At 42.1% G+C, this 15,642-nt stretch carries 14 protein-coding genes; 10 read left to right on the top strand and 4 right to left on the bottom strand.

What is annotated here, in order from left to right:
* Positions 1–4: 4 nt before the first annotated feature.
* The 5 genes from CXF88_RS05565 (at position 5) to CXF88_RS05540 (ending at position 5,907) form a co-directional block, all read left to right on the top strand.
* The gene (locus CXF88_RS05565) at positions 5–1,408 is read left to right on the top strand and encodes a hypothetical protein (protein WP_101085928.1); all 1,404 of its coding nucleotides are present in this window, start codon (positions 5–7) and stop codon (positions 1,406–1,408) included.
* Between the two features lie 56 nt (positions 1,409–1,464).
* Positions 1,465–2,628 (top strand): imelysin family protein, encoded by a 1,164-nt coding sequence (locus CXF88_RS05560; RefSeq protein WP_101085927.1) that lies wholly within the window; start codon positions 1,465–1,467, stop codon positions 2,626–2,628.
* Positions 2,629–2,770: 142 nt separating this feature from the next.
* Positions 2,771–4,399, top strand: a complete 1,629-nt coding sequence (locus tag CXF88_RS05555; RefSeq protein WP_101085926.1) for a di-heme oxidoredictase family protein — start codon at positions 2,771–2,773, stop codon at positions 4,397–4,399.
* A gap of 467 nt (positions 4,400–4,866) precedes the next feature.
* On the top strand, positions 4,867–5,388 hold the full coding sequence (gene hemG / locus CXF88_RS05545; RefSeq protein ID WP_101085925.1) for a menaquinone-dependent protoporphyrinogen IX dehydrogenase: 522 nt from the start codon (positions 4,867–4,869) through the stop codon (positions 5,386–5,388).
* Between the two features lie 3 nt (positions 5,389–5,391).
* On the top strand, positions 5,392–5,907 hold the full coding sequence (locus CXF88_RS05540) for a cytochrome b/b6 domain-containing protein (RefSeq protein ID WP_101085924.1): 516 nt from the start codon (positions 5,392–5,394) through the stop codon (positions 5,905–5,907).
* Here the strand turns inward: CXF88_RS05540 and CXF88_RS22170 are convergent.
* Positions 5,881–6,009: a hypothetical protein gene (locus CXF88_RS22170; RefSeq protein WP_277949079.1), complete on the bottom strand. Its 129-nt coding sequence runs from the start codon at positions 6,007–6,009 to the stop codon at positions 5,881–5,883. The two genes, CXF88_RS05540 and CXF88_RS22170, sit on opposite strands and share 27 nt — an antisense overlap.
* A complete protein-coding gene (locus tag CXF88_RS05535; protein ID WP_101085923.1) occupies positions 6,009–6,896 on the bottom strand; it encodes a LysR family transcriptional regulator in 888 nt (295 codons plus the stop codon). The genes CXF88_RS22170 and CXF88_RS05535 overlap by 1 nt, the downstream gene beginning before the upstream one ends.
* A 144-nt stretch (positions 6,897–7,040) precedes the next feature.
* Here CXF88_RS05535 and CXF88_RS05530 point away from each other — a divergent pair, with 144 nt between their 5' ends.
* A complete protein-coding gene (locus tag CXF88_RS05530; RefSeq protein WP_101085922.1) occupies positions 7,041–8,012 on the top strand; it encodes an aldo/keto reductase in 972 nt (323 codons plus the stop codon).
* Between the two features lie 234 nt (positions 8,013–8,246).
* On the top strand, positions 8,247–10,046 hold the full coding sequence (locus CXF88_RS05525) for an alpha-amylase family glycosyl hydrolase (protein WP_101085921.1): 1,800 nt from the start codon (positions 8,247–8,249) through the stop codon (positions 10,044–10,046).
* 56 nt (positions 10,047–10,102) lie between these two features.
* Here CXF88_RS05525 and CXF88_RS05520 read toward each other — a convergent pair whose 3' ends face one another.
* Positions 10,103–10,759, bottom strand: a complete 657-nt coding sequence (locus CXF88_RS05520) for a thiol:disulfide interchange protein DsbA/DsbL (RefSeq protein ID WP_101085920.1) — start codon at positions 10,757–10,759, stop codon at positions 10,103–10,105.
* 579 nt (positions 10,760–11,338) lie between these two features.
* A complete protein-coding gene (locus CXF88_RS05515; protein ID WP_101085919.1) occupies positions 11,339–11,998 on the bottom strand; it encodes a DNA-J related domain-containing protein in 660 nt (219 codons plus the stop codon).
* Between the two features lie 347 nt (positions 11,999–12,345).
* On the opposite strand from CXF88_RS05515, the gene CXF88_RS05510 reads away from it, so the two are divergent.
* The 3 genes from CXF88_RS05510 to CXF88_RS05500 all read left to right on the top strand — a co-directional run bounded on the left by CXF88_RS05510 (position 12,346) and on the right by CXF88_RS05500 (position 15,531).
* Entirely contained in the window at positions 12,346–12,912 is a 567-nt protein-coding gene (locus CXF88_RS05510) for a phosphoribosyltransferase family protein (protein WP_101085918.1), read from the top strand.
* 175 nt (positions 12,913–13,087) lie between these two features.
* On the top strand, positions 13,088–15,001 hold the full coding sequence (locus CXF88_RS05505) for a U32 family peptidase (protein WP_101086306.1): 1,914 nt from the start codon (positions 13,088–13,090) through the stop codon (positions 14,999–15,001).
* A gap of 194 nt (positions 15,002–15,195) precedes the next feature.
* Entirely contained in the window at positions 15,196–15,531 is a 336-nt protein-coding gene (locus CXF88_RS05500) for a DUF3622 domain-containing protein (protein ID WP_101085917.1), read from the top strand.
* Positions 15,532–15,642: the final 111 nt, after the last annotated feature.

Genomic DNA, 15,642 nt, shown 5'->3' with positions numbered 1-15,642 from the left:
ACAGATGAATAGAAAGTTAACCTTGTTGGCAGTATCTGTGGCAAGTGTATTGGGTTTGAGTGGGATGCCTAATGCTCAAGCTGCAACGAATACCGAAACATTAGCCAAAGCCATTGCCAAGCAAGAAGCTGAAATTACGATATTGAAACAGCAGCTTGCTACATTAGCAGCCGAACAAAAACAACAACAGCAGCAAAACAAACAAGTGGCGACTCAAGTTGACACTGTGGTGCAACAGGCCACTAAAGCGCAAGACCGATTGAGCCGTTTTAGCTTTAACTCATATGGCAGCGCTGTTTACACCAGTGATGAATATTTCGATAACGTACAAGATACATCCGCAGAGCGACGTAGTCGTACTGATTTAGAGCGGATTGTGACCGAGTTTGGTTATCAGTTCACTGATGATTGGAGTATGGAAGTTGAAATTGAATATGAGCATGGTGGCACTGGCACCTCACTAGAATATGACGGCTTTGATGAATTTGGTGAGTTTGAATCCGAAGTTGAAGCGGGTGGCGAAGTGGTGGTTGAAAAAGCGGAAATTCGTTACCGTCCATCAAAAGCCTTTGGGGTGAAATTCGGTAACATTCACTTGCCTATTGGCTTATCGAGCATGTTACACAAACCTAATCAATATCTTACAGTGCAACGTCACAAGAGTGAAGCTGCGATGATGCCAACCGTTTGGAACGAAAATGGTATTGGTGTTTACGGAGAGGTTGCCGATTTTCATTATCAGGCACAAGTTGTCAGTGGGTTAAACTCTGAGTATTTTCGCACTTATGATTGGGTGGCATCAGGCCATCAAAAACGCTTTGAAGAGGTGAATGCTGACGACTTGGCATTTGCTGGCCGTATTGATTATGGCAATTTCAAAACCGGCAGTGCAGTCGGCGTGGCTTATTACTACGGTAATACCAGTGGTAATCGCCATAAGAGTAACAAACTCGATGTTGATGGTGCTCTTAGCATTGTGTCTGTTGCCGGAGCCTTTGTTGAAGGTCCATGGATCCTCCGCGGTCAATATTTATATGGCTCGTTAGACAATGCTGACGCTATTACCCAAGCTAATAAAACCACCCCAGGTTTACGTCCAGGTAATTTTGCCCAACTGGGTTCAGAGTCGCAGTCGTTCTTTGTTGAGGCGGGCGTCAAACTTGATGAATGGTTTGATATTCCGATGACCGTGTTTGCCAATATCGATTATTCCAATCCACTTATGGCCGTTGAAACGGGCACCGCAACCAAGCGTTATGAAAATACTTGGAGCAGTGTGGGTATTAACTATTTCCCGATACCTGAAATTGTGATTAAAGCCGAAGGTGGTCTTCATCAAGTGGCTGTTGCCAGTATTCCTGACACCAATTTCTTTGCTTTAGGTGTGGGATATCAGTTCTCGCTATAAGCAAATTTAATTTTTCGACCTATTTTTTGATCTGTTTTTTTACATGGAGTTTTATTATGCGTTTTAACTACACTGCAATCTCACTAGCACTAGTGGCAACATTATCCGCGTGTGGCGGTTCAGGCTCGGATGACACTAGCACCCCGACAACCCCAACTACACCACCAACCGGTTTTAGTTTTGTCGCGACAGAAATGATCACTAACTTAACCGATGATGTGATTGTGGCTGGTTATGCTGATTTAGCGGCAAAAGGGGATGCCTTATTATTGGCAACCCAAACCTTACTTACCTCAACGGTACAAGCCGATTTAGTGGCTGCACAAAATGCGTGGAAGTCGGCTCGTCAACCTTGGGAGCAAGGGGAGTCGCATATCTTTGGCCCAGTCGACTCATTGAGTATCGACCCGCATTTAGACAGCTGGCCGTTAAACACCACTGACTTACAAACCCAGTTAGCCAACAGCAATGGTTTTGATGCCGACACCATTAAAGGTTGGAATGATGATGTTCAAGGTTTTCATACCATGGAATATCTGTTGTTTGGCGATGGTGTTAACAGCAACACAAAGTTGATTGCAGATCTTAGCACCAAAGAGCGTGAGTATTTAATCGCCTTAGCGGAAGTGTTCCGCGATTACACCGCGCAATTAGACGATGCTTGGCAAGTGAGCCATAACCCACAAGATGCTAACGCCAAACCTTATGCCGAGTTGCTTAAAACTCCTGGCGATGCCACTAACACTATTTACTCTTCTCAGTTGGCGGTTATTGAAGAATTGATCAACGGCATGATTGGTATTGTCGATGAAGTGGGTAACGGTAAAATTGCCGATCCATTCGGAGAGTCATTAACCACGGCAGACACCTCTAAGGTGGAGTCGCAGTATTCGTGGAACTCACTAACCGACTTTTCAAATAACATCATTGGTGTACGTAACGTTTATCAAGGTGAGTTTACGGGTGGTGCTGATAAGCAAGGTTTAATTGATTTTGTAACAGCAGCTGATGCGACTTTAGCTACGCGTGTCGCCAGCGAAATTGATGATGCCATTTTAAAAATTCAAGCCATTTCGGGTAGCACTAGCATGCCGTTCCGCCAAGCGATTCTCGATGCTGATGGCCGAGCTAGAACCCAAGTCGCCGTGGATGCATTAACAAAGTTACAAACGACGCTGCAGTCAGATGTGCTGCCTTTATTATCTGATTGGAACTCATAATTTAACTGTTACCGTCTCAATAAGGCCATGGAACGACCTTATTGAGAGGGTAAGTGTGACCCAAAAAATAGAGACTCAACTCATAACAAGGTCGCATTACTGCTACATAAACTCAATTTTAGTGTGAATGTGTGAGACAAAGATGAACAAATTATTACGACAACCTTATTGGTTTGTAGCATTACTGGGGCTTAGCCTAAGTGCTTGCGGTGGCAGCGGCGATGATGAAACCTCGCCAGACCCCATTGATCCGGTAGTGACTTATCCTAGCTATACCTTAATTGTTGCTTTAGGCGGTGACACCACAACATTCGATGCCAGTAACTCTGGCCATGGCTTTTCAACGCCATCGTTAAATTTAACGGCAGATGAACTCGCGTTACATTTACGAGGTGATACCAACTTTGAAGTTTCGTTTACTACAGCGCCGAATGATCAACACCCTGAGCTTGATGGTTTAGGCCCTGTATTTAATAATGCTGACTGTAATTCTTGCCATCAACGCGATGGTCGAAATTCCACTCCCTTTTTGGCCGCAGATGAAACTCGGGTAAAACTGGGTTCGGCAGCGGGTATTTTCTTACGTATCAGCAAAGCTCCCGCTGAGCCTTGTAGTGTAGGAACTGCAGATAATAATTACTGTGCGCCGATTAAAGTGCCAGATTTTGGTGACCAGCTATTTCATCGCGGAGTATTAAAAGCGCGCCCTGATTGGCAAGACAATGCATTTGTTGGTCAAGCAGATGTGTATTTGTCTTATGAGCGACATGATGAAGTGTATGCCGATGGACGCACCATTAGTTTGAAGAAGCCTATTTTCGCGGTCGAAAATCCATATGATGCACCAGGCGAAACCAAACAAAGTGCCAATGTAACTTCAAATCTATTACAAGATGATGTGTTAATGGGTTGGCGTAACGGCATGCCTGTGTTTGGTTTAGGGTTGCTAGAAGCAATACCTGAGGCAAGCATTCTCGCCAATGTTGATGCTGATGACAGTAACAAAGATGATATTTCTGGACGGGCTAATTGGGTATTTGATGCCATAAAAGCACAAAATGGTGACAGTACACCCGTGTCTTTAGGTCGCTTTGGTTGGAAAGCGAATACTCCAAGTGTGCGAGTACAATCATTAGGTGCATTACGTGGCGACATTGGTATTACTAACCCGTTATTTCCTGATGAAAGTATTGTTGGCACCAGCTTACATGATTCATATTTAACACGAACTGGGTTTGTTGATACTGGTGAAGATGTTAATGGTGCGCCTGAGGCCAGTGCAGAGTTCAGTGATTCTGTGGTATTTTATGCCGAAACATTAGCGGTGCCAGCCAGACGTAACGTTGATAAAACGGCAGTGCGCGAAGGCGCTCGGTTATTTGAACAACTCAATTGCAGCAGTTGTCATACGCCGTCGTTTGTGACCAAAACTTCAGGTGATATTGGCGGATTACCGATGAGCGAAAGCTTAAAAGGCCAAACTATTTATCCCTTTAGTGACCTGTTGTTGCACGATATGGGTGAAGGACTGGCAGATGGTCGTCCAGACTTTTTAGCCGACGGTAACGAATGGCGTACTCGACCATTGTGGGGCATAGGCTTAACCCAAACGGTTAATCCACAAGCCGGATTTTTGCATGACGGCCGCGCAGCAACCTTGGAAGAAGCCATTTTGTGGCATGACGGAGAATCTAAAACGTCTAAGCAAGACTTTATGGCATTAACTCAAACAGAGCGTGATCAGGTAATCGCCTTTTTACAGTCGTTATAAATTGCTGTAGAGCTCAAATACCTTAGGGTCTGTAGATCTTTCAAGGTTTTTTTGCAGCGAATTGTTGGTCATTACTTACACATGAGCTACAAGGCAGAGGCTTTGTAGTGTAGTTATTCTACATTAAGAGCTGATAACGCAGTAGAAATGACCAACAAACGCTGCCCGAAGGGTTCGGCTAAAAACGTTTTACTCTTTGTTGAGCGAATTTTGCTTAGATTGCTAGGCAGCAATCCACTCGCCTCGATTAAAATATTTTTATCTCGAACGAAATTTAACCAGCAAAGTTCAGCAGACCCTAGACATTTATGCCTAGGGTATTTTTTTGCGCGGCTGTTCACATTGCATTACGGTAGTTCATATTGAAGTAATTGTGGATGATGATGACGTGATCTGTTTCATGTAAATTTTCGCGCCAGTGGTCTAAGATACTGTATTACTTTTAAATGATTTCATTCGAGGTCAGCATGAGCCAAATTTTACTGATCCATTCAAGTGTCCATGGTTACACTCAAAAAATATGTGAATATTTACAGCGTCAACTGGTTGAGCAAGGCGAGCTGGTCACGGTCGTATCCTTAGCGGAAGCTCCCGATTTAGCCCTATTTGATAAAGTGTACATTGGCGCCAGTATTCGTCATGGCAAACATCGCCCAGCCCTGTATCAATTTATTGAAGATCATCGAGCGGAATTGGACGGCAAACCCAGTGGTTTTTTCTCGGTGAGTTTAGTGGCGCGCAAACCCAATAAAAACACGCCGCAAACTAACAGCTATATGCAACAGTTTTTAAGTCAAAGCCCTTGGCAGCCAAGGTTATTACAGGTGTTTGGCGGTAATTTAGATTACCAAGGTTATGGTGCCATGGACCGGAATATTATTCGGTTTATTATGTGGCTAACCAAAGGGCCGACAGACCCTAATACCAAAGTTGAGTTTACCGATTGGCAAAAAGTTGATGAGTTTGCTCAGCAAATAATAGAGGCATAATTAATGGTACTAAAGCCGTTATGGCAGCGTATTGAAGCAGTATTGCATCCATTGATGATATTGATGTCGTTGTTATTAATTTGCACCAGCCCATGGATATTAATTGGACGTCAATTAAGTCCTCGCGCCAGTGTTTGGGATGTATTTCATGTTTATGGTGGCTTGTTTACCACATTGTTAGCATTGATGTTTACTTATAAAGTGTGTGCGGCCGGGCAGTGGCGGCAGTTTTTTCCTTGGCTTACCTTTGAGTTAACGCCATTGCTTGCAGATGTGCGAGGGTTAGTGCACGGTCAATTGCCACATTCTGGTGGTAAAGGTTTAATCAGTGTCATTGAAGGCATTGGGGTTATTTTGTTACTGCTGGTGGTGTGTAGCGGAGCCGGTTGGTACATAGCAGATCCTAGTAATGCTTTAGCATGGCGCGGTTATCATATTGTGTTTGCTCAGGGGTTTATTGGCTTTATTGTGCTTCATTGTTTATTGGCTCTTTTACATCTTCGCGATTTTTTTAATTAACTGTGCCTGAGTCGCTGGCAAACCGGCATTGTCATCAGCATTGTCATTAGCATTGTCATTAGCATTGTCACCAGAAGAATGGCTTAGTTCAAATCGACTCATTATTGGGTATTCAATTGCTGAAACCAATTTAACGTAAACTGAATAAAACTGCTTAGCCTTGCGGATTGTTGTACCAACTGTGGGTGAATTAAATAAGTGGTCGATGCGTTCATGGTTTCTGTGGTTAAGATTGCCTGTAATGTGCCTGCTTGTATTTCTTTATCGACTAAATACTCTGGTCCGACAATAATTCCTCGACCCAATAATGCCAGCTGTTTAAGCATATGATTATCGTTAACACTCAAGTAGCTATTGATTAATATCGGCTGAGCATTGAAGGTCCAGTGAGTTTGTTCTGTTGCCGTTAGGCATTGGTGATGTTGCAAATCCTCAATCGAATTGGGCGTGCCGTGTTGTTGAAGATATGCAGGGGCCGCACAACAGATTTGCTGATAATCAAATAATTTTTTAGCGACCATGTTTTGCGGTGGTGTTGCGGTAGCCCTAAATGCGAGATCAAAATCGTTACGGGTTAAGTCGTGCAGGGTATAGCTGCAATCAATACTAAAATGTACCTGCGGATGCAATTGCGTAAACTCATGGCAAATATTAAGCAAATGCCGTTGAGTGAGTTGGCTGGGCGCTGTAATGCGGATCCGCCCTGAGATATCGTCGTTGTCGTGACGAATTCTTTTGTCTAGCATGAGTAAGTCGGCTTTCACTTGTCCCATGCTCGATAAAATCATCTCACCTTGTGGCGTTAGCCTTACACTGCGTGTTGTGCGTATGAGTAATGGTCGGCCTACTTCTTTTTCGAGTTGCCTAATCTGCTCAGATAAATATCCTCTCGATATCCCTAATGAGGCAGCCGCTTCGGTAAAGCTAAGTTGTTTGGCGACTTCGCTGAATAAGAATAATCGCTCAAATTTTTTGTGTTCACGGCTCATGATTATAACCATCAATAATATTTTATAGAGAACTGTAATCTGTTATTGGTAGATATACCAAATAATGATTTTGCTTTTTACGGTTCATTTTTATGCAGGATCCAATACACTCATATTCATTACCATTATAAAAAGAGCATCAATATGACGGGTTTACCCTTAACTGAATTTTTACCAAACGTTAGCCCTATTGTTTATGGCTGTATGGGACTGGGTGGCGGTTGGAATAATAATGCGATTACTCAAGCGGATATTCAGCAAGCCCATAAGGTCATTGATACTGCGCTGGATAACCAAATAAACTATTTTGATCACGCAGACATTTATACTTTTGGCAAAGCAGAGTCCGTTTTTGGCAAGATATTAGCTCAGCGCCCTGAGTTGCGTGAAAAAATATACCTGCAAACCAAGTGCGGTATTCGATTTGAAGACAGCAAGGGCCCTAAGCGTTACGACTTATCAGCAGAGTGGATTAAGTATTCTGTTGATAACAGCCTCAAGCAACTCAATGCCGAATACCTTGATGTATTAGTGCTTCATCGCCCAGACCCGTTAATGCGACCAGCAGAAATTGCCGAAACATTTCAACAGCTAAAGTCTGCTGGTAAGGTACGCTTTCTGGGTGTTTCGAATATGCAGCAACATCAAATTAGCGCGCTGCAGCGTATGCTTGGTGAGCCATTAGTGGTAAACCAAATTGAAATGAGTTTGCAAAAACACGCATGGGTAGACGAAACCATTTATGCGGGTAATCAAGACGGCAAAGACATCAACTTTACCCCTGGTACGTTAGAGTACTGCAATCAACATAATATACAAATTCAGGCGTGGGGCAGCTTATGTCAAGGGATTTACAGTGGCATAGCAACAGCGGAGCAGTCGACAGCCGTGCAGCAAACCAGCCAGCTTGTTGCTACGTTAGCCGCTGAATATCACACTAGCCCAGAAGCCGTGTTATTAAGTTGGTTAATGCAGCATCCTAGCCAAATTCAACCTGTTATTGGCACCACCAACCTTGAGCGTATTAAGGCTTGTGCAAAAGCCACTAACGTCTCGTTAAGTCGCGAGCACTGGTATGCATTGTATGTAAGCGCTAAAGGACATGAGTTACCTTAATCATCACTACAGCATGTTTGAGCAATACCCGAGCATTTCTCGATGCCATTCAATTAAAGGATTCTAAGACAATATGAACAAGACAACATGGGCACTATTGAGTGCAGCATTGGTGTTGGTATGCATTGTATGTCAGCGATAAAGGACATGAGTTACCTTAATCATCACTACAGCATGTTTGAGCAATACCCGAGCATTTCTCGATGCCATTCAATTAAAGGATTCTAAGACAATATGAACAAGACAACATGGGCACTATTGAGTGCAGCATTGGTGTTAAGTGGATGTCAGCAGGCAGAAACAGAAGTGGTAGCGTCGGCCGTTCAGCCTTTGCCACAACCAAGCGTACAAGCTGATATATACCAAGATTACTTACATCGTGATGTTCGGGACGATATTTTCTATTTTGTATTGCCAGACCGTTTTTATAACGGCGATAGCAGTAATGACAACGGCTCTACCTCTAAACCAATTTCAGCGGGTGGTTTTGATACTAGCAGCAGTCGCGGTTTTCATGGCGGTGATATTTTAGGCATTGAACAAAAGTTAGATTATCTCCAAAACCTTGGTATTACCGCGATTTGGATGACGCCATTATTGCGAAATAAGGCCATTCAATCAGATGGCATTGCGCATCATGGTTATTGGATTGTCGACTTTACCGAAATAGACCCGCATTTTGGATCTAACGCAGACTTAAAACAGCTAATAGACTCGGCACATCAACGCGGTATAAAAGTCTTTTTTGATATTATTACTAACCACACGGCCGATGTCATCAAGTACCAAGAGTGTCATCAAGCGTCGGGAGAGTTTATTGCGCCGCAAACCCATTGCGAATACAAGTCGTTAGCTCAAGTTGAAAAGGGCGACAGTTACACGCCGTTTGTGCCGCAAGATCAAGCGAGTGTAAAAGTGCCTGATTGGTTAAATGACCCGCGTTTTTATCACAACCAAGGTGATAGCACATTCAAAGGTGAGAGCTCATTAAATGGCGACTTTAGTGGCTTAGATGATCTTAATACCGCAGATCCTCAAGTGGTATCTGGCATGGTTGATATTTACCAAAATCTGATTAAAGAATTTAAGCCAGATGGATTTAGGATCGACACGGTTAAACATGTGGACTTGTCATTTTGGCAAACGTTTAGCCCTGAAATCGTTAACTTTGCCAAGGCGCAAGGCATTCCTCAGTTTCATGTGTTTGGTGAAGTGTACGATACCAACCCTAACAACCTCAGCGTTTTTACTACCCAAGGCAAGTTACCTTCGGTATTGGACTTTGCGTTTCAACAAACTGCGGCAGATATTTTTTATCGCGGCAAGAGTCCTGTATTAGCCCAGCAATTATTTGCCCAAGATTCGTTATATCAAGATGACGACAGCCAGGCTGATTTATTGATGACTTTTTTAGGTAATCATGACATGGGCCGCACTGGCTATTTCGTCAATCAAGCCAATCCTGATGTAAGCTCAGCCGATAAACTGCAACGCAGTATTTTGTCGCATGCGTTTATGTTTTTATCTCGCGGTATTCCAGTGATTTATTATGGTGATGAGCAAGGATTTACGGGCGATGGCAATGACATTGACGCACGAGAAGATATGTTTGCATCTCACGTTGCTAGCTACAATGACAATATTTTACTGGGCACGAACGCGACGACCGCAGATGATAACTTTGACCCTAAACACCCTTTGTATCAAGCAATAGCAAAACTGAGTGAACTGCGTAAGCAATATCCTATTTTGCGTCGTGGTCAATATCAAGACCGCTTTTATCAAGCAGACAAAGACATGTTTGCATTTGCTCGGGTAGACCCTGAAACAGGGGCAGAGTTTTTGATGGTGTTTAATAGCGGTGAGCAAGCGCAGACGATTAATGTCACCCAAGAGGGCAAGCGTTATCGCTTAATGACCACATGGCCAGATGTTGTAGTGCCACCAATTGAAGATGCCGCACAGGCCGTATCAGCAGAGTTAACGGTGACCTTACCGCGATTAAGTTATGCAATTTATACCACAGCGAGTTAAGCAATAGAGATAAAAAATGGCTATCCATTGGATAGCCATTTTTGTATTGGTTAGCACTACTGCTTTAATGCTAAGTAGTTAATGACCCCAATGATATCGTCCAAGCTACGCATTTCATTTAAATTGATAGCGTATTTATCGTTAACAATAAATGCCGGTACACTTTGTACTGCATACGACACTTGCTGTTGACGCCACATGGTTAACTTTTTATTGGTGTCTGCACTGTCTGCTACCGTGTCATATTGCTCTGCATCGACACCAAACTCAGCAAAAACATTTTTAATATCATCACGGTTATTAATTTGTGATTGGTGTTCATGTCCAGCTGCAGCGTGGTCGTGACCGCCGGTATTATCTTTGCCTTGGATCGCGCCAAACATGGCTATTTTTAACGCTTCTTTATTATCTAGTTCATGAATAACCGCTAATGCGCGCATGACTTCAGTGCCCAAGTCGCTATTCATAAAGTCGACATGTTTGCTGTCGAAAGCGATTTTTTTGTCTAAACCCGCCTTGATTTCAGGTAGATACTGGCTTTCCATATTGAAACAGTTATGGCAATAGAACGAGAAGAATTCAGTGACTTTAGGTTCACTTGGAACCATGTTGTTAGAAATCTGGGTATAGTGCTTACCCTCAACAAATGGTGTAGCAAATGTGCTAAACGAGGCGGTGATGAGCGTTAGTACTATGGCAAAATATTTAATCATGTAAACCTCAAATCTATGTTAATAGCTAATCTATGTTAATAGCGAATCAATGTAAGTAGTAAATCGATGTTAGTAGTAAATAGTCACTAGGATTCGATTAATCTGCTTGAGCTAATTAGGGTAAGTTTGTTAGCTGAATTATGGCTTAAATCATCAATCAAAAAGACGCTAATTTCGTGATCGATGCGTGCTTTATGAGGATAATCCTTTAATAAAGTTCAGATATTGCTGTGAGGTTAATGATCTGTGCCAATGTCACTATTGCGTGGTCATGAGCGGTTCATTGTTGATGGGTTATGTGGCAAGGCCGATATGGCATGCTGAATTAGCAGGGATAATATAGAAGGATGAATGTAGAACAGTAATCTAAATGCTGACAACGATAATGGCTGTGGATGAAGAGTGGTCATAAGCGGTTCATTGTTGTTGGGTTATGTGGCAAGGCCGATATGGCATGTTGAATTAGCAGGGCTGATGTGGAAGGATGAATGTAGAACAGTCACCCTGAACATTTTAGTGCTGACAACGATAACGGCTGTGGATGAAGAGTGTTCAACCACGGTAGTTTACCGATCAACGCTAATCTCTGAGTGTTTGCCATGCTTCGCACACTTCTCGAAAGCGTTCAGCATTACCTTGTTCACGATCGGGATGCCATTTTAATGCTAACTTACGCCATTGCTTGCGAATGTCTTTATTGGTTGCGGTTTCATCAAGTTCAAACACTTTTAACGCATGACCTTTGTGCATCAACTGTGTGTTAACGCCAATATACTCTTGAAAGCTAGACCAGAATGACTCAAGCATTTCCCGTACAACGTTTACGCTGGAATCATAATTGTTCCAATCGAGATAATAGTCACGTAATGCACCATCGCGAATATGTTGTATATCAGCACTGGCTGGAATGATCCGAAATATTTGGATTTCCATCGCCTTCACTTGCAACCACTGCTTGGGCATCAGTATGTCTTGTAATTCATACAAGGCGTTCATCAGGAGAAAATTGCGTTTGAATAGGTCTTTTTCGGGTAATGGGTCAAGGTTATGCATTAAACCTTTAGTTTGTAATTCACTGGCTAAATGATGCACTTTCCAACTTTGATTTGATGATTGCAATAAACTCAGCACAGGCCATATGAGCGGGTTGTCACCTTTGGGCACATTGAGTTCGTTGCTGTCCGTGGTGTTTGCCAGTCCAGTACCGTAAGTATTGTGTAAGGTTTTATTGAGCAGCATAGTGGCGTATTCATCCTGAATTGGCGATTAATCTACTTGTCATTAAAACCCACTATGCCATAGTCGTTTTCAATGACAAGTAGATTTATCTCCACCAATAAGCCTATTTGGCCACTCAGCGAATACGTTAACTTGATAGTATGCTTACTGATGACAGATTGGTTCCGCGTGACATGATAGCCGATACGAGCATGCTTCAAATAGGTAACAATCAATATTGAGTCATATTATGATTTGATCAACATTTTTATTTTTATGGGTTTGATCAATTAATTCCTATTCTTACAGGCAAGAAAGCTTTATTTGGTATAAAATTCTCCGCAATAAAATAATCGGGGGCTTAACCAATGACAGATAAACACTTTATTAGTGCGCAACAACTACTGGAAGATTCATTTAGACTCGCTGCACAAGTATATGATAGTGGCTTTCGACCTCAGTTTATCGTGGGTATTTGGCGCGGTGGCGCTCCAATTGGTATTGCAGTCCAAGAGTATTTTGATTTCAAGAAAGTTGAAACTGACCATATAGCCGTTAGAACGTCTTCTTATTATGGTATTGGCACTGACAAACAAGATAAGAATATCAAAGTACACGGTTTGCATTACATTATTGAAAATGCCAATGCTAGCGATGGTTTGTTGATCGTTGATGACGTATTTGACTCTGGCCGCAGTATTGATGCACTTATTGGTAAATTAAGAAAGTTCATGCGTTTGAACATGCCAACCGATATCCGTATCGCATGCCCTTATTACAAGCCAAAAAACACTAAAGTAGACTTAAAACCTGAATATTTTATTCATTCATCTGAAGATTGGTTAGTGTTTCCCCATGAAGTGTCTGGGCTTAATCCGCAAGAAATTGCTGAAGGCAAAGCTGACTTTAAAAACATCCAAGAGTTGTTTTTATAAGCTATATTCAGCAGTTGTTTAAGCGGTAATTAGCAACGAATTTACTTAGAACTTTGTTCAAAGTTTGCTAAAGTATAAAGCTATGTGAGTGCGTCAACATACTTATGTCAATGCGACAATATTAGTATGCTGGCGCACTTTTTTATCCGAATCAATGCGAAATTTAATTAACATTATGGTTTCTGTAGAATTGTTCACCCCTGAGGCGCCTGTAAAGCGCCAACTTGAACTGTTAGCACCGGCTAAAAATGCTGATTATGGCATTGAAGCTATTCGTCATGGTGCTGATGCGGTTTATATTGGCGGCCCTGCATTTGGCGCGCGTCATAATGCTGGCAACAGCGTTAAAGACATCGCTCGCTTAGCTGAATTTGCTCATCGTTACCATGCCCAAGTGTTTGTGGCGCTCAATACCATTTTAATGGATGACGAGATTGATAAAGCGCAAAAGCTTATTTGGCAACTTTATGAAGCCGGTGTCGATGCCTTGATTGTTCAAGACATGGGGGTTTTACAATTAGATCTTCCACCTATCGCGTTACATGCGAGTACCCAAACTGATAACCGTAGCCCAGAAAAAACGGTTTTTTTCGAACAAGTCGGTTTTTCACAAGTCGTGTTAGCTCGTGAGTTGAATATTCCACAAATTCGCGACATTGCTGCTAGCACAAAAATGAAGTTAGAGTTCTTTATTCATGGTGCGTTATGTGTCAGTTATAGCGGTTTATGTAATTTAAGCCATGCATATTCTAATCGCAGTGCTAATCGCGGTGAATGTTCACAGATGTGTCGATTACCGTGTAATTTGACTACGCGTGAAGGTGAAGTATTAGCTGAAAATAAGCATTTATTATCACTAAAAGACAATAACCAAACGGATAATTTAGAAGCCTTAATTGATGCGGGCATTAGCTCATTTAAAATTGAGGGCCGCTTAAAAGACATTACTTACCTCAAGAATGTTACCGCACATTACCGTCAACAACTGGATGCCATTATTGCTAAACGCAATGATGTAGAATCTATTTCTCATGGTCGTTGCGAGTTTAATTTTACGCCCGATCCTGATAAAAGTTTTAACCGCGGTAAAACAGATTATTTTGTCAATGAACGCACTGAGGCCATTGAGCATTTTAGTTCGCCTAAGTTTATCGGTGAAAAAGTGGGCCGTATCACCCAAGTAGGTAAAGACTTTATTAAAATCGATACCAGTGAAAGTGGCAAAGACATTCATTTTAACAATGGTGATGGCTTATGTTTCTTTGTTGAACATTATGAAACCCAGCGGTTGTCTGACGATAAGCTCTCCGGTGTGCGCATTAACCGCGCCGACGGTAATACCTTGTATTTAACTGAGGTGCCTAAAGATCTTAAAATTGGCGTGATGATGTTCCGTAACTTCGATCATAAGTTTGAAGCTATCTTAAATAAAGATTCTGCCACGCGTAAAATAGCTGTTGATATGCAATTTTTTGATACCGATGACGGCGTCGGATTAACCATCACCGATGTACACGGTATAAGTGCAACCGTTACCTTAGCCTGTGATAAAGCCCCTGCGAATGATCAAGCTAAAACGGCAGAAAATCTGAAAAAGCAACTTAGCAAACTTGGCAGCAGTGATTTTGTATTGAATAAGGTTAATTTACTGACGGAGCAAATGTGGTTTTTACCTGCCTCTGTGGTAAACGAGCTACGCCGCGATGCTGTGAGTGCATTAATGGCCACAAGGGTGACGAGTTACCAACGACCAGAGCGTTGGGTGCACGATAAAACGGCGCGTTTCCCACAAAAAGCATTGAGCTTTTTATCTAACGTGGCTAACGAAAAAGCTAAATCGTTTTATCATCAGCATGGGGTGATTCAAATTGAAGATACCTATGAGAAAAATAACGTGTTGCATGATGCACCGTTAATGGTGACCAAACATTGTTTGCGTTACAGCTTTAACTTATGCCCGAAAGAAGTTGAAGGGATTAAAGCCGACCCAATGTTTTTAGACGTCGGTAAAGATAAATTGAAGTTGGTGTTTGACTGCCATAAATGTGAAATGATGATTGTTGGTTCTAACCAATTAGTGAAACAATAACCGCATCGCAGCGAGATTTTATTCATCATATTTTCTCCAGTGGCAGCATTACGCTTGCCACTGAGTTAATTTTTCAAATAAGCTGCAAAAATAACCATTAAATAGCTGCCCAAACTCGTGCGTTTCGAGTACACTGCGCGGCTGAAATTTCATGGGTTTTAGCCTGTGATACCTTAAGTAGGAAAGAATAGATTATGAGCGATAGCAAAAAGTATGCTTTACGTGTTATTCAAATTGAAAACACGTGGAAAACCGAAATCACTCGTCGTATGACATCGACTAAAACCATAGTATCAAAAAGCCAAGATGGTTTTGCTTCAGAAGCAGAAGCTACTGCATGGGGCGAGCAATCACTGCAAGGTTTTTTATCTAAGCAAGTTGATCGTAACAAGCGTAAAACTGAAAAGCACCTTAAAGCTAAAAGTTTAGCAGCGGCTATAGCTGCAGAATCTGCCGTCGATGAAGAAGAGTTATTCGATGCTGAAGATGAAGACGATGCTGAAGACGAAGATGACGAAGAACTAAACTAACATCTTACCAACGATGTAAATGTTATCGATAAGTGTCAATTTTTGTATGTTCAGGATAGGATATACCTAATTAGAATGATTTTTAGTCAACTTATCTCTTTCTTGACCAAA

It is taken from the genome of Shewanella sp. ALD9 (assembly GCF_002836315.1).
GTDB lineage: Bacteria > Pseudomonadota > Gammaproteobacteria > Enterobacterales > Shewanellaceae > Shewanella.
The sequence above is the reverse complement of the archived record's forward strand: the minus strand, read 5'-3'. Positions and strand labels throughout refer to the sequence as shown.

Coding starts and splice junctions, on each gene's coding strand:
- CXF88_RS05565 (WP_101085928.1), top strand. CDS start 5: ATGAATAGAAAGTTAACCTTGTTGGCAGTATCTGTGGCAAGTGTATTG.
- CXF88_RS05515 (WP_101085919.1), bottom strand. CDS start 11,998: ATGCTGCTCAATAAAACCTTACACAATACTTACGGTACTGGACTGGCA.
- CXF88_RS05555 (WP_101085926.1), top strand. CDS start 2,771: ATGAACAAATTATTACGACAACCTTATTGGTTTGTAGCATTACTGGGG.
- CXF88_RS05560 (WP_101085927.1), top strand. CDS start 1,465: ATGCGTTTTAACTACACTGCAATCTCACTAGCACTAGTGGCAACATTA.
- CXF88_RS05525 (WP_101085921.1), top strand. CDS start 8,247: ATGAACAAGACAACATGGGCACTATTGAGTGCAGCATTGGTGTTAAGT.
- CXF88_RS05500 (WP_101085917.1), top strand. CDS start 15,196: ATGAGCGATAGCAAAAAGTATGCTTTACGTGTTATTCAAATTGAAAAC.
- CXF88_RS05540 (WP_101085924.1), top strand. CDS start 5,392: ATGGTACTAAAGCCGTTATGGCAGCGTATTGAAGCAGTATTGCATCCA.
- hemG (WP_101085925.1), top strand. CDS start 4,867: ATGAGCCAAATTTTACTGATCCATTCAAGTGTCCATGGTTACACTCAA.
- CXF88_RS05535 (WP_101085923.1), bottom strand. CDS start 6,896: ATGAGCCGTGAACACAAAAAATTTGAGCGATTATTCTTATTCAGCGAA.
- CXF88_RS05510 (WP_101085918.1), top strand. CDS start 12,346: ATGACAGATAAACACTTTATTAGTGCGCAACAACTACTGGAAGATTCA.
- CXF88_RS22170 (WP_277949079.1), bottom strand. CDS start 6,009: ATGAGTCGATTTGAACTAAGCCATTCTTCTGGTGACAATGCTAATGAC.
- CXF88_RS05520 (WP_101085920.1), bottom strand. CDS start 10,759: ATGATTAAATATTTTGCCATAGTACTAACGCTCATCACCGCCTCGTTT.
- CXF88_RS05505 (WP_101086306.1), top strand. CDS start 13,088: ATGGTTTCTGTAGAATTGTTCACCCCTGAGGCGCCTGTAAAGCGCCAA.
- CXF88_RS05530 (WP_101085922.1), top strand. CDS start 7,041: ATGACGGGTTTACCCTTAACTGAATTTTTACCAAACGTTAGCCCTATT.